The sequence below is a fragment of the Treponema sp. R80B11-R83G3 genome (assembly GCF_054786115.1).
Map to the genome: position 1 here is coordinate 1 of NZ_BDHF01000039.1, position 14,506 is coordinate 14,506.

General features: G+C 46.4%; 10 protein-coding genes. 6 read left to right on the forward strand and 4 right to left on the reverse strand.

Annotation, left to right across the window (positions count from 1 at the left end; translation table 11 throughout):
* Positions 1-212 precede the first annotated feature (212 nt).
* The 3 genes from ACYVRH_RS07060 (at position 213) to ACYVRH_RS07070 (ending at position 5,648) form a co-directional block, all read left to right on the forward strand.
* Positions 213-1,520 (forward strand): serpin family protein, encoded by a 1,308-nt coding sequence (locus ACYVRH_RS07060; protein ID WP_461256226.1) that lies wholly within the window; start codon positions 213-215, stop codon positions 1,518-1,520.
* An 86-nt stretch (positions 1,521-1,606) separates the two neighbouring features.
* Positions 1,607-3,010: an MATE family efflux transporter gene (locus ACYVRH_RS07065; protein ID WP_461256227.1), complete on the forward strand. Its 1,404-nt coding sequence runs from the start codon at positions 1,607-1,609 to the stop codon at positions 3,008-3,010.
* 64 nt (positions 3,011-3,074) lie between these two features.
* A complete protein-coding gene (locus tag ACYVRH_RS07070) occupies positions 3,075-5,648 on the forward strand; it encodes a penicillin-binding protein 1A (RefSeq protein WP_461256228.1) in 2,574 nt (857 codons plus the stop codon).
* A 443-nt stretch (positions 5,649-6,091) separates the two neighbouring features.
* Here the strand turns inward: ACYVRH_RS07070 and ACYVRH_RS07075 are convergent, their stop codons facing one another.
* Positions 6,092-7,183 carry a TRM11 family SAM-dependent methyltransferase gene (locus tag ACYVRH_RS07075; protein WP_461256229.1) on the reverse strand — a complete coding sequence of 364 codons (1,092 nt, stop codon included), beginning with the start codon at positions 7,181-7,183 and terminating at the stop codon, positions 6,092-6,094.
* Positions 7,184-7,329: 146 nt separating this feature from the next.
* Here ACYVRH_RS07075 and ACYVRH_RS07080 point away from each other — a divergent pair, with 146 nt between their 5' ends.
* Positions 7,330-9,507 carry a sodium-translocating pyrophosphatase gene (locus ACYVRH_RS07080; protein ID WP_461256230.1) on the forward strand — a complete coding sequence of 726 codons (2,178 nt, stop codon included), beginning with the start codon at positions 7,330-7,332 and terminating at the stop codon, positions 9,505-9,507.
* 149 nt (positions 9,508-9,656) lie between these two features.
* Here ACYVRH_RS07080 and ACYVRH_RS07085 read toward each other — a convergent pair whose 3' ends face one another.
* Genes ACYVRH_RS07085 through ACYVRH_RS07095 form a run of 3 tightly spaced genes read right to left on the reverse strand, consistent with a single transcriptional unit; the run spans position 9,657 to position 13,857 of the window.
* The gene (locus ACYVRH_RS07085; protein WP_461256231.1) at positions 9,657-11,351 is read right to left on the reverse strand and encodes a hypothetical protein; all 1,695 of its coding nucleotides are present in this window, start codon (positions 11,349-11,351) and stop codon (positions 9,657-9,659) included.
* Positions 11,352-11,406: 55 nt separating this feature from the next.
* Positions 11,407-11,805: a hypothetical protein gene (locus ACYVRH_RS07090; RefSeq protein WP_461256232.1), complete on the reverse strand. Its 399-nt coding sequence runs from the start codon at positions 11,803-11,805 to the stop codon at positions 11,407-11,409.
* Positions 11,806-11,844: 39 nt separating this feature from the next.
* Complete coding sequence (locus ACYVRH_RS07095) at positions 11,845-13,857, reverse strand: hypothetical protein (protein ID WP_461256233.1); 2,013 nt, start codon at positions 13,855-13,857, stop codon at positions 11,845-11,847.
* A gap of 30 nt (positions 13,858-13,887) precedes the next feature.
* Here ACYVRH_RS07095 and ACYVRH_RS07100 point away from each other — a divergent pair, with 30 nt between their 5' ends.
* Positions 13,888-14,148 (forward strand): hypothetical protein, encoded by a 261-nt coding sequence (locus ACYVRH_RS07100; protein ID WP_461256234.1) that lies wholly within the window; start codon positions 13,888-13,890, stop codon positions 14,146-14,148.
* On the forward strand, positions 14,145-14,506 hold a 362-nt coding region (locus ACYVRH_RS07105), incomplete at its 3' end, for a PIN domain-containing protein (RefSeq protein WP_461256235.1). The genes ACYVRH_RS07100 and ACYVRH_RS07105, both read left to right, overlap by 4 nt.

Here is a 14,506-nt window from a genome sequence, read left to right on the forward strand (position 1 = left end):
ATGAAATGTTGCGTATATTGTCATTGAAAATCCATTGTTTTGTATTGTCAAAACCAAAATTATGATGATTATGGTATAATGTCTTAAATGTAATTATTTTACCCCAAACTTAAACCGCGCATATAAAATTTTTGTAACTCATGCAGTGTCATCATAAAAAAACTTGAAAAAACTAGTAATATGTTGTATATTGCTATACAAGGAGAAATAAAATGAGAAATATTTCTATTTTTATTCTTTTTGTTGCAGTTTTTTTTCTGACATATTCTTGTGGGTTATCCAATGACAATGACGGTTCTATTAATATTGTAAAAGTTACTGCAAAAGCGCTCCTAGCGCCGACATACGGCGAGGATAATCAGGCGCTCAGAACCGCCGCGTATGGAGCCAATGACTTTGCGTTTCGATTGAGCGCGGTTTTAGCGCAAAACGCCGGTAGTGAAAATTTTGTCTGCTCACCTTATTCGGTGTGGATGCCTCTGGCTGCTCTTGTCAACGCCACCACCGATCAACATAAAGACGCTCTTTTAACCGCTCTTGGCGCGGCGGGAATTAATCAGAATGATATGAATAAAGCGTCTTCCCGGATGTTATATGATTTAACAAAGTTACGGGACAAGGAATACGGAGATGAATACTATAATCCCCTCAAGATTACCAACGCTGTTTTTGTGGGAAATAATGTAACGCTCCGCAAGGAGTTCGCTCAAACTTTTATGGATTATTACCGGGGCAGTTCCATCAATGTTGATTTCTCTTCCCGTGATGCGGTAGACGCGGTAAACCGTTGGGCAAGTAAAAACACAAACGGACTGATTACCAATCTAGTACAGGAATTTGATCCGTTAACCGTTGCCGCTATTGCCAACGCTATTTATTTTTCAGATCGGTGGGGTCGGGAATTTAATCGTAGTGAAACAAAGGAGAGAGTCTTCCACGCGCCGGCCGGAGATACAACGGCATGGTATATGTTACGCGATGACAGAGATCAATATTATTATGAAGACGAAAAAATACAGGCTATTCTGCTTGGCTTTAAGCATGGCGGTGGAATGTATATCTTGCTTCCAAAGGTAGGTAGCGCGAAAGAATTACTTTCTTCTGTCATGACCAATGAGTATTTTAATGAAATTCAACAAGATTCTTTTTTAGCCGAAGGCAAGTTGTTGTTACCGCGCTTTTCAATACAAAACGACATTAAAGGCTTAAAAGAAGCTCTCCAATTGCTGGGTGTTCCCCTGTTTGATGAAGACTCCGCTCCTCTTACCGGCGGGCTGCTCGAAGAAAATATACCCGTATGGTTGTCAGCTGCGATACAAAGGGCCGTCATTAAAGTCGATGAAAAAGGCACTACTGCCGCCGCAGTAACGGTAATGGTAGGCGATGGCGCAGCTGGTGGTCCTCAGCCTAACCAACCGTTTGAGATGATCTGTGACAGGCCATTTGTATTTATACTATACGAATACACCTATGACGGCGGCAGTCAAATTTTATTTACAGGAATGGTGAATCAGCCTTAAGGGAACATCTAAAACTTCAGTTTTTAAGATGTTTTCATGACTTTAATAGGCTTGTTTAAATTCTTTGTTTCTGCTATTAAATATATATGCCTGAAAACCAAGATGCCGCGAGCCGGTTAGGCACCGAGCCTATCGGAAAACTATTGCTTAGATTCTCTGTCCCCGCGATAACCGGAATGTTGGTAAACGCGCTCTACAACGTGGTTGACCGCATCTTTGTCGGCCAGGGCGTGAACGAAATCGCCCTTGGAGGACTTTCCCTCGTACTGCCGCTTATGACTGTCGGTATGGCTTTTTCCATGCTTTTTGGCATTGGTGCGGCTAACATGATCTCCATGCGTCTTGGTCAGGGGCGGCGGCAGGACGCTGAAAACGCGCTGGATCACTGTTTTTTCCTGCTGATAGGCATTTCTGTTGTAATGATGATTGTCGGGCTTTATTTCCTTGACCCGCTTATTTTAATGATGGGAGCGGAGGGCAGTGAAGCTATCAGTTACGCGAAAGATTATTTTCGCATAATTCTTTACGGTATGGTTTTTTTCACTGTTAGCTTTGGGCTGTCTCATTGTACAAGGGCGCAGGGCTTTCCTACAATTTCAATGCTCTCCATGATTTTGGGAGCGGTACTCAATACAATACTCGATCCTATTTTTATTTTTGCGTTTAAATGGGGAGTAAAAGGAGCGGCTTGGGCGACTATCATTTCCCAGTTTGCCTCGTTTGTTTTCATTTTTATTTTTATCACAAGCAAAAAAGCGGTGGTAAGGCTTAATCCCCGCGCTTTCAAACTTGATTTTTCCGTTGTTCAGGCAATCATGGCTTTTGGTTCCGCTCAGTTTCTGCTTCAGTTCATGATGTCAGCGGTGCAGTTTTTGTACAACAAAAGCGTGGGCTGGTACGGGGCAGCCGCTCTTGGAGTGGCAAACGGAGACGCGGTTGTTCTTTCGGGAATGAATATAAACGGTTCCATTATGATGTTGATACTGATGCCCGTCTTTGGGATTAATCAGGGGGCGCAGCCGATATTGGGTTATAATTACGGGGCAAAGCTATTCCGCCGCGTGTTACGCGCATATTTGGGCGCGATAGGGGCAGCGACGATAATTTGCGTTTTTGGGTTTGCCGTGGCTCAATTTTTCGCGCCTCATTTGGTTAGGGTATTTGTGCCTGACGGAAGTGACGCGCTCATGCGGTTCGCGCCTCGGGCGATGAGGATAATGCTGATGTTACTGCCTGTCGCGGGCTTTCAGATTGTTTCAACAAATATGTTTGTAGTCACAGGCCGCCCGAAAATATCGATCTTTCTTTCTATGCTTAGACAGTGTATCGCCCTTATTCCATGTATACTTATTTTTGGCAAGATATGGGGACTTTGGGGCGTGGTTGCCGCCGCTCCGGTTGCCGACGGCTTCTCTTTTATTATTACTGGGATTTTAATTATATTTGAATTAAGAAAATTAAGACGCGATTTAGCCATTAATCCCGTGTAATTGGGTTAACTCCGGCAAAGACTTCCTACTTGACTAAAAACTGCAATTTTTATATTCTATAAACATGGGAAAATCAGGAGGAGCTTTTTTTTCCTCCCTTGTTGTCAAATTAATCGCCTTTTTTACTATTTTAATTGTAATTTTAATAGGTATAGGTCTTGGTCTGTCCCTTGCGATGACGGCAAATACAAAAAATCAGGAAGATTATGTTGAATTGGCTCCCGCGCTTCCGACTAAACTTCTTGATATTAACGATAACATAATTACCGAATTTGCATCGGATGAAAAGCGCGAAATGGTTTCCTTAAACGAGCTTCCGCGTCATCTGATTCACGCGGTTATATCCCGCGAAGACCCTGATTTTTACAGTCATCACGGTTTTAGTATTCGCGGTATTACGCGCGCCGTAATGGGGATGCTGCTTAAGAAAAGCTGGGGCGGCGGTTCTACAATTACCCAACAGGTAGCCGGCACGTTGTATTGCGATAGGAATGAACGCACTATAAAACGGAAAATCAGGGAATTGTGGTGGGCTTTCCAGATGGAAAGGCGTTACACGAAAAATGAAATTTTAGAGATTTATCTTAATTATATGCCGATGGGTCCCGGCACTTACGGAGTAGAAACCGCGAGCAAATATTTTTTCAATCACAGCGCGCGCAATGTAGACCTTGCCGAATCTGCGGTCTTAGCCGTACTGCTCTCAGGTCCAGGCCGTTTTGATCCGTTAAGAAATCCAAATCTGGCAAGAAACAGACAGCACTTTGTTCTTGAGCGTATGGTTCAATTTGGCTATGCCGATAAATACGAAGCGGAAGCCTCCTTCAACGCTTTTTGGGACAAGTTTGATTATACAAGACCCGCCCTATCCGCGTATCTTACCCGTGAAGACAAAGCCCCGTGGTTCAGCGAATATGTGCGCAGAGAACTTGACGTAATGATGTACGGCACAAGAGATTATTTCCGCGACGGTTATGTCGTGCATACGACTTTAAATCTTAATCATCAGAAAGCCGCAGATATTTATTTAGCCGAAGGGCTTGAAAAGGCAAATATCGAATACAAGGCGTTAAACAGAAGAAGCAATGTTCAGGCGGAACGGGTTTACCTGCCTATTGTAAATCTGCTAACGCTTACTTTTAATCTTACAGACATTCGCATAGGCACTTCAGGGCAAAACGAGGCCAGGGCAATTTCACGTTACACGCGGACTGTTAACCCTGTAGTTGATATGGCCGCTTTGCTTTTTGATCTTCCTGATTTAAAAGAAATGACAGTTTCCGGTTTTGAGAAGCTTAGAATAAATATAGAAGAAAATGTCGTAGAAGGCGCTCTTATTACGATAGAAAACGACACAGGGTTTATTACCGCAATTGGCGGATCAAAATATGACGAATCGAATCAGCTTATTCGCGCTGTTCAAGCCAGCGTTACGCCCGGGTCGTCATATAAACCATTGTATTATTCAGCAGCTATAGACAGCAAACAGTTTACGGCGGCGACATTAATTTATGACGCGCCAATGGCGTTTCATAATGAGGACGGCACTTTCTATGTTCCGAATAATTACGGCGGAAAGTGGAGAGGGCCTTTATTGCTTTACACCGCGCTTGCGTTATCGTTAAATATTCCCGCGTTAAAAGTATTGGAAACTATCGGCTTTGACGCCGCCATCAGCAGATCCGCCTCTCTTTTGGATATTACTGATCCGGCTCAAATACGGCGTATTTTTCCGCGTTATTATCCAATGGGGTTGGGAATCATTTCCGTTTCACCGTTACAGATGGCAAGGGCATTTGCGGTTTTTGCAAATCAAGGGCGTAATGTTTCTCCAATCGCAATTCGTACGGTTGAAGATCGTAATGGCAGAATTGTATTTGATATTGAAAGAGACGTGCGTCAAAGACAGCAGCGGTTAGCGAATAACGGTCAGATTGTCAGTCCGCAAAACGCCTATGTCATGACCAGATTAATGGAGTTTGTTGTTACCGGCGGCACTCTTGCTTATGGAACCGGCTCCGGATCGAAGTTAACTTACAAGGATAGGGACGGAAAAACTTTTAGAATGCCTCTTGCCGGAAAATCCGGAACTACGCAAAACTGGTCAGACGCGTGGGTAGTCGGATACACTCCTTATTATACAACAGCAATGTGGTACGGTTTTGACAAACCCGGCAATTCATTGGGAATTTCGCAAACAGGCGAAATGTTGACATCCCCTCTTTGGGGCAACTATATGCGCGATATTCACAATGGTCTTCCGCAAAAAAGTTTTCCGCGCCCGTCGGGAGTTGCGGATGCCGCCGTTTGCAGGGAATCGGGGCTTTTAGCGACAAAGTCATGCCCTCAAACAATTTATCTCCCATTTCTATCAGGTACCGTTCCAAGCCGTTACTGTGATGTGCACGGAAGCGGAGCTACCGCGAAACTCCCTTCTACAACCTCTGCGCATATTAACGAACTTGGTGATATAGACACTTCTTTTCTTGATAATATTCCCAGACCGAAATTGCAGTTGGATTTATTCCCCGAATTGCAGAATACTCAAAACCAAAATAACAAAAAAAATAGTCCAATTGTGATTCCTGATACTATAGACGATGATGATTATTTGCCGGCTTGGGATCAGTTGGATTGACACGATGTATGCCCAAAGAATTTATTCAGTACAGGCGGGCAGGCTGCGCACGCTGTAAAAACTTCGTAAGAGTCCGCCTCGCACTGGCGGCCACCTAAAGGCGGCCTTGCTTTTATTGGGGACTGCGGCATTTATTGGTGCTCTCAGCGTGCGGCATTATTGATCTACACGGCTACGCCGTGAGTTTATTTGGCTGTGAGCTTTTCGGCGACTAAACAGCGGTGGGTAGAAAGCTTTATCTAGGGTATGTCGCCGAACTCTTATTCTCTGAATTTTCTTTGTTTTATTCCCAAGTCTCTCCGGCGGGGAACGCCCGAAAGATGTTTTTACAGCGTGCGCAGCCTGTCCGCCTGTACTGAAGAAATTCCTTGGGCATACATCGTGTAGCTGTTCGTGTTGGTTCGTGTGGTTCGTGGTAAATTCTTCTCTCCCCAGTTCGCTCTTTATTCGTGGTAAATAAACTGATAAACAACCGCCTTCCTCCCCGAAAGCAGTATCGGCACGCTGTTTTCCAACTTAAAACAATCCGGTACCGCCCGTAAAAAAACATCGCTATTTGCACATAACACAACCGCCCTTCCGCCCTCTTTAAGCAATTTATGAAAAACATCAAACATCTCTTTATAAAATGCGATCTTGTTAATTTCCCGGTACTCTCCCCACGGAGGGTCTGTAACAATAGCGTCAATGCTTTTTTCGGCGACAAGGGAAGGCAATGCGGAAAAATCAGCCTCGTAAAAAACAAAGTCTTCTTTTTTGCGCTTGTTAAATCTTGCCTTTGCGTACAAGACTGCTTCCCTGTTATTATCGCAGGCGATAAATTTTGTTATATGAAAATGTTTTAACGCAGAATCAGGAATTGAACCATAGCCGCAAAAGGGATCAAGAATGGTATCGCCGCTTACAAGACGGGCAAGGCGGCACAATGACCACGCAAGAGGCGGCGGCAATTCTCCCTTGTGAAGCGTCTTTTCCCAAGAAGGGCGCAGGGTTAGGCGTTTCATAAAAACTGAGAAATTACATTGTTTTTTTTCGCTTCTGAATAAAAACCAAAATTCAGCGTCAGGCAGGCTTCTGTTCACTCTCAAGCCGGAAACCTGAGAAATATAACTTTCAGCGTCTGCTCTCAGTTCATCATCAATTGCCGCCGGAACGTTTTCGGCTGAGGCGACAATTCTGAAAGTGTTAAATTTTTTGCTGTTGTTGCTAATAACTTCGCTGGCGGCATTGTTTTTTATCGCCGACTTTATGTGCTTTTCAAGCGCGGTTTTAGGCTTAACATCGTTATCCGAGTGATCCATTACGCTTATTACGGCAAAGATATTGTTAAAGCAAAAAAAGTTAAGGTTATCGTAGCCTGTTGCGGTCTCAAATAAAACGGCTCCGTCAAGCAGTTTGTGAATCTTAGCGTCAGAAAGACGCTCTTTTATTACATCAGCAATCAAGTTCTGTAAGCCGGGAATAAATGTCGCATAAAACTCATTCATTAGCAAATAAAACCATATTTTATTAAAATCCGCAACATGCAAAGACATTCCCCCTTTGTTATTTATTAAATTACGAAATATTGACTGAAAATTCAGAAACTGGTATATTTAAATTAAATTAATTGAGTCTTTTCGCCGGGCCATTTTTAAAATGCCGGTTTTCCTTAAAGCAACTCAATTACAGGAGGTTTATCTTGAATCAATTAATATCCATTAACACGCTATTTTTTATAGTGCCACTCGGGTCAATCATTGCCTTGCTTTTTGCCGCTTATCAGGCAAGGAAAGTTTTGAAATTTTCTGAAGGCAACGAGATCATGCGGAAAATTTCCGCCTCGATACGGAAAGGGGCAAACGCTTACCTGAAACGGCAGTACACGGGGGTTGGGCTGTTTTTTATCGTGATGTTCTTTGTTTTGGGAATCATGGCGTTTACAAAATTTTTAACGCCCTTTGTTCCCTTCGCGTTCATCACCGGCGGCTTCTTCTCCGGCCTTTCCGGTTTTATCGGAATGAAGATCGCGACTTCAGCTAACTCAAGAACGGCGCAAGCCTCGTCTGAAAGCCTGAACAAGGGCTTGCGTGTCGCTTTTTCTTCCGGCACGGTGATGGGTTTTACCGTAGTTGGACTGGGGCTTTTAGATCTGTCGATTTGGTTCTTCTTATTAAAGTACGTGTTTTATACGCCCGATTCAAGTGCAATTATGGAATTGGTTGCCGGTGGTTTGACTGTTGAAGCCGCGCAGATACAGCGTATTTCTCTGGCGATGCTGACCTTCGGTATGGGCGCTTCAAGCATGGCCCTCTTTGCCCGCGTAGGCGGCGGCATCTTTACAAAGGCCGCTGATGTCGGCGCCGACCTTGTTGGAAAAGTCGAGGCTGGAATCCCCGAAGATGATCCGCGTAACCCGGCTGTTATTGCGGACAATGTTGGCGATAACGTAGGGGACGTTGCGGGCATGGGCGCAGACCTTTATGAATCCTATGTCGGCTCCATTGTCGCGACCATCGCTCTTGCGGTTTCAGCGCACTATGATTTCGGCGGGGCGGTTGTTCCCATGCTTATGGCAACCATTGGGACGATAGCTTCTCTTATCGGAAGTTTCTTTGTCCGCTGCGGCGACAAAGCATCACAAAAAACCCTGTTAGGCGCATTGCGAAAAGGAACGTATATTTCCTCAGCGATCATCGCACTTGCCGCTTTCCCAGTAATCTACTACTGCCTCGATTGCGCCAACAATCCAAGCCGCATCGGCGTTTATTTTGCAGTTTTGTCCGGGCTGATCGCAGGCGTTCTTATCGGATTTGTAACCGAATATTTTACTTCTGATAATTACAGCCCCACAAAGAATCTCGCCGCGGCAAGCCTTACCGGGCCGGCCACAATTATCATCGGCGGAATTTCACTTGGTATGCTTTCCACCCTTATGCCGGTAGTCATTGTCAGTATTTCTGTTATGGTAAGTTTTTATGCGGCTGGCGGCGCGGCCAGTTATTCAGCAGGGCTTTACGGCGTTAGCATATCCGCAGTAGGAATGCTTTCCACTCTTGGCATTACGCTTGCCACAGACGCTTACGGCCCTGTAGCAGATAACGCCGGCGGCATTGCCGAAATGGCCGGCCTGCCTCACGAAGTTAGGAATCGCACCGACGCCCTTGACTCACTTGGCAATACCACCGCCGCCACCGGCAAAGGCTTCGCAATCGGCTCTGCGGCGCTCACCGCTTTGGCTTTAATCGTCGCTTATATTGACGAGATCAAATTGTATATACCAAAGTACAAACCAGATTTTGAATTGAGGCTTGAGCTTAACAATCCTCCCGTGCTGATTGGCCTTTTTATCGGCGTAATGCTTCCCTTCCTTTTTTCATCCATGACTATGAGCGCGGTTGGCAGGGCGGCACAGAGCATTGTTAGAGAAGTACGCCGCCAGTTCAAGGAAATCAAGGGTCTTATGGAAGGCACTGCGGAAGCGGATTATAGCACCTGTGTTGACATTTGCACCCGTAACGCGCAAAAAGAAATGGTGCTTCCCGCTTTAGCCGGTATTATTTCGCCAATCATTGTCGGGCTGATTTTTGGGGTAAACGGCGTAGCAGGCCTGTTGGCGGGCGCGACCGCCTCGGGCTTTGTCCTTGCGATTATGATGGCAACCTCAGGCGGCGCATGGGATAACGCGAAGAAATACATCGAAGCGGGAAATCACGGCGGCAAAAAGTCTGACCCGCACAAAGCTGCGGTTGTCGGCGACACTGTCGGGGATCCCTTTAAGGATACTTCCGGCCCGTCAATTAACATTTTGATAAAATTGCTTTCAATGGTTTCCATTGTTTTTGCGGCGCTCATTCTGCGGTTTTCTTTGTTTCATTAAGGTTCGGAAGATTTCACACGAAGATCACAAAGGAAGAGAAGATCACAAAGAAGAAAGAGAGGGAAGAGACATTCAAGAATCTTTTCCCTGCGCCTTGTCCTTGCTCTCTAATACACAAATTAAAATGAGCTGTTAGTAATTATTACGGCTTACTGTTTTTTCAGTTCGGCTTCCGTTGCGCGGATTATGGCGGCGGTGTCGGGCATTTCGGGTGGGTGGTCGCCGGAGGCGGGGACGGTTACTGACGGGTATAATTCCCACGCTTCTCGGATTGGGTAGAGGGCGGCTTCTTTTCCGTAGCGCCGCCATTCGCCGGCTCCTATGCGCCATGCGCGGGTAAAGCCTTCGTTGGGGACGGTTATTTCAACGGGTAGCCATCGGCGGCGTTTGCCGTCTTTGCCTTCCTGTTCGATTATGTCTTTGCTGTCTTTCTGCCAGTTGTTGTCGTTTACTTCAAATGCCATGTAGAGGTGTCCGGGGACGGTGATAAAAGCGGTTTCTACGTCTAACGCTTCTAGTAATGAGCAGAATAATATTGAAAGATAGGTGCAGTCGCCGCCTCGATAGTATAATGCCTGATAGGGGTAGCTGACGTTATCGAGGGCGGCTTCGTTAGCTGAAAGATTTTTGTATGAGGTGGCGGGTACTACCACGTAACTTATACCGTATATGCGAAGGGCTTCAAATAGGGCGGCGGCGTAGCGGACGTTTTGCGGAGCGTTGCCTGTTTGCCCCTGCCCTTCTATGGCGCTTGCGACATAGCGGGAAAAGATGCGGACGGAGCCGTCTTTCGGGGAGACGAAGGCGGCGGCGCGGCGGTCGTCTTCCCAACTGAAGGCGTTACGGTGAAATATGGGCATTTGTACCGTTGACGTGCTTTCTTTTTTCGCGCCTAAACTTCGGTATTGGATGTTTATTGTTCCTACTGCGTTGGTGTTTTCTGTCAGGTTGATTAATACTTCATTGAATAACGCGGTTACGGGAATTTCTATGGTTTCGCCGCTTGCAATGCGCGGTATGGTTGCGAATGTCCAAGGCTGTCCCATGAAACTGTCCATGAAAAAAGAAAGGCTTACCGCTGTTATGGCGTTGGGTTCTTCGTTGGTGATTTTTATTTTCGCTATGGGGTTGTGTTCGTACCATGCCCATGAAACGGGAAATACGCGGTACTGTTCAGTTTTTTCAATTCTTACTCTTGATCTGCCGGTCATTATTTCGGAGAGGTTTAGACGTATGCCCAATGTGGCGTTTATCGAGGTAATGGGTGTGGGCGGATCGTATACACGATAATTGTATACGCCTTCGGCAAATACCGACAAATGAGGCAGTATGCGGAATTCCGCGCCTATGTCGAAGGCGGCTGTGGCTTTTGTTCCGCTTGTTTCGTTTCTTGAATATTGGTATACGCCTCCGCTTATTCCGGCGCGGATAGCCCAACGGTCAAGCGTACCCTTTTGGGTACTAGGTTTCCAACGGATAAACGGTCCGAATTTTCCTTCATAGATTGAAAAGGGGCTGCCGATCTGCGCGGCTAGGCTTGAAAAGCCGCCTCCGGCGCTTAATCCAAAGTTAATGTTTTTTGCGATACGCGCAAATGACCAGTCAAGGGAAACGGTCGCGCCCATGCCGGAACTTAAATTTTCCGCGCCGATTGGAGTTTCAAAGGTTGGGGCTAGGGAGAGGGTGAATTCGTTTTCGGCGAAAAGAGAATTTGCAAATAACAAGTAACAAATAACAAAGATTAGGGGGTGGGGAAATGAGCAGTGAGCAGTGAGCAATGAGCAGTGATTTTTGTACGAGGTTTTGTCTTGTTGTTTAATGTTCAGATTAGTTACATTACTCATTACTCATAACTCATTCCTCACTGCTAACTGCTAACTGCTCACTGTTCACTGTTCTCTACTCCGCTGTTATGTCGTTGTCTGCGGCGGCGTCGCTGGCTCTTGCGGACGCTGTTGAGGCTTGGGCGGTTGTGCGGTTGATCGCGCTTGTGTCCGTCTTTGCCACGTTTCCTGTTATGCGTACTCCAGAAGATGAGGTTGCCAATTCCGATACTTTTCCGCTGCGGGCGGCTGTAATGGTAAATGACTTTTCACCTTCTTTCAGTACGAGGGTCGCGCCTACGCCGGTGTAGATGACTGTTCCGGCGGTTAGGGTTTCTCCGATTTTGACCTCAATGCGGCTTCCGTTCTTTTCCTGTTGTACCCTGCCTGTTACGTTTTGCACGGTGTAACTTTGCGCGAATACGCAGACTGTCATGGCAGACAGCATGACTAATAAAACTAAAATTTTCTTCATAAAATACCTCCTAAAATATATTTTTGGCTGACAGCCAAATTATTTGCTCTCCGCTATTTGTTGCAAGCCTCTTATTGCGGCGGCGTTTTTGGGTTCTTTTGCTAATGCTTGTTTGAACCATCGCTCGGCTGTGGCGTAGTCTTTTTCGATTATGGCAAGGTTGGCGCGGTTGGTCATGGCGGGGACTGATCCCATGCTTGCGGCGCGTTCGTAGTTTGTTTTGCCTTCGGCGATTCGTCCGGCGCGTACTAACACTATGCCGAGGCGGTTGTACATGGCGGCGGTTGGGTTTGCGCCCGCTTGCGTCTGTACGTTACGCAATATGGGCTGTATCTCGGTGTCGATGTACTGTTGTATGGCGCGGTTTACTTCTTTTGCCGTTGCCGCAGTATCGGTGCGGACGGCGCGTCCGCCTTGTTCGGGAAGGGGCGCGGGGGGATAGTCTGCCCACGCTTCTTCTACCATGACGAAATCAGCCTGTTTCCCCGTCTTAAATGTTTCGCCTAACACTTTTACGCCCTGCGTCCATGCGGCGGTAAAGCCTTCGGTGAAAGCGGACATTGACAGGGGAAGCCATGCTTGATTGTTTATTATCAATATTTTGCTTGCGCCGTTGAACAGGGTTTCTGCCGCGCTTGCGTTTGCGTTCAGGGAAACGGCTACTAGGAAGTCGTTTTCTGTTTGGACGAAGGCGGCGGGTATTCCTACGCTTTCTAGCCCTGCGGCAAAGAGTATGGCAAGGTCGCGGGCGTTGCCGCTTCGGAAAGACAGGGTTTCGGCGGGGTACTGTACTTCGTCTTTGTTCGTGTAATTTTTGACGAGTTTTATTCCTCCCGCCCTTAATCCTTCCAAGAGCCAGATTGCGTACTGGAAATTTTGGTTGTGTCCGGCGCGGCGGTCGTTACGGGCAAGCCCCGCGATGAATTTGCCGTAGTCTACTGTTTCGGGGGAGTTGGGGGAGATGAAGGCGGCAAGGGCGGCGGGGTCGTTTTCGGTTACGGAGTTGCGGTTGCGCGTTGCAAGTATTACCGAGCGCACGGCTGTTCGTTCTTTTCCTAAGAAACGGTAGCGGATTACTACTTCGCCTAGTATGCGCCCTTTGTCGGTAAAGCGTAATATCTCCGAGGAGAAGTCAGCCAGTAAGGGGAGTTCCTTGCTGCGTCCTCTCGCTATAAAAGAAAGTGTGCCGCATGGGTATTCCGAAGACGTGTAGGGGGCGGCGCGGAAACTTACACGCACATCACGGATTTCGGCGTTTTCGTTGTTGCGGATAGTAAGAGTGCCTATGGCGTTTTTCTGATATATCTGCATGAACGCGGGGTATACTTCTCCGTCTTGGTCAAATGTTATTCCTACGGTTTCGCGGTTTGTTTCTTTGCCTGTTTGAAATGTTATCTGCGCGGTTAATCCGGCATAAAGACCGGAACTGAAGATATTACCTTCCTTATCGAACTGCCGCCAACCTGCGTTTGCCGCTAATGTGAAGCCGGGGGTAAAACGGAAGCCTATTTCGCCGCCGCCTCGCCAGTATAAACTTGAATTGTCTGCGTTTCCGTCAATGCTAGGAATGTAGACGCCGAGAGAACCGTCGGCGCGGATAAAGAGGCGGGACAATGGGAAGTAGTATAAGCCTATGCCGCCGCCGAATGTATAGATGCTGACATTCTTTTCGGTTTCGCCTTGTATGCTGTTCATTAATAATCCGCCTTCGACACCTAATGTGTAGCCTATGCCGAGAGGATTTGGTAATACGCTCGATAGGTCAACTTCAAAGCCGAGGTCGCCGCCGCCGCCTATGCCGTACATGGCGTTGCCTTCGGCGGTCTGCACTTCCGAGGGAAGGTAGACGAAACCGCGGGGGCGGATATTGAAATCTAGCGCAAAGAGTAAAGAGGAGGGAGCAAAGAGCAGAGAGCAGAGAAAAATGAGCAATGAGGAATGAGTAGTGAGTAGTGAGCAGTGTTGTTGTTTGGGGGTTTTTGCTTGAAATTTCGTGTTTTGATTGGGTACATTGAATAGGGAAAGTGATTGTTGATTTTTGATTGTTTTCATGCTATATTTTCCTTATTAGGAGATGTGTTTATGACTATTACACGGACTGTTGAGATACCGGAAAATAGGCGGGTGCATTTGGATTTTGACGTTCCTCGTGAAGTTCCGACAGGGAAGGCGCAGGTCGAGTTTAAAGTTATTCCTTTTGTCAAGAAAGATGAAAAACCTGCAATATTACAAACAAATACGAAAACACCGCATACGGACACGCTTCTAAGCCTCCTTTCAAATATTGGTGAAGTAAACATCGATGAGATACGTGATGAAAGACTGGCGAGACACCTAAAATGAAAGTTCTCATTGATACCAATGTCGTTCTGGATGTAGTTCTTAAAAATGCCTTGTTTGAGGACAGTTCCAGAGCGATCCTTGATAAAGCTGAGCAATTGAAATTTACAGGATACATTTCCGCTTCGGCTGTAACCGATATTTTTTATCTTTCCCAAAAAAAACTTGGAAAGAAGATTGCGAAAGAAGTTATAAAAGAGTTGTTGCATATTTTTTACCCTGCTACGGTAACTGACGGCAATATTTATGAGGCTCTTGATTTGGATTGGAGCGACTTTGAGGATTCCGTACAATATGTTGTTGGGATAAGTTTTTCCGCTGATTACATTGTTACGCGCAATGCTAAAGATTACGCTTCCGG

Coding starts and splice junctions, on each gene's coding strand:
- ACYVRH_RS07065 (WP_461256227.1), top strand. CDS start 1,607: ATGCCTGAAAACCAAGATGCCGCGAGCCGGTTAGGCACCGAGCCTATC.
- ACYVRH_RS07100 (WP_461256234.1), top strand. CDS start 13,888: ATGACTATTACACGGACTGTTGAGATACCGGAAAATAGGCGGGTGCAT.
- ACYVRH_RS07085 (WP_461256231.1), bottom strand. CDS start 11,351: ATGAGTAATGTAACTAATCTGAACATTAAACAACAAGACAAAACCTCG.
- ACYVRH_RS07095 (WP_461256233.1), bottom strand. CDS start 13,857: ATGAAAACAATCAAAAATCAACAATCACTTTCCCTATTCAATGTACCC.
- ACYVRH_RS07060 (WP_461256226.1), top strand. CDS start 213: ATGAGAAATATTTCTATTTTTATTCTTTTTGTTGCAGTTTTTTTTCTG.
- ACYVRH_RS07070 (WP_461256228.1), top strand. CDS start 3,075: ATGGGAAAATCAGGAGGAGCTTTTTTTTCCTCCCTTGTTGTCAAATTA.
- ACYVRH_RS07090 (WP_461256232.1), bottom strand. CDS start 11,805: ATGAAGAAAATTTTAGTTTTATTAGTCATGCTGTCTGCCATGACAGTC.
- ACYVRH_RS07075 (WP_461256229.1), bottom strand. CDS start 7,183: ATGTCTTTGCATGTTGCGGATTTTAATAAAATATGGTTTTATTTGCTA.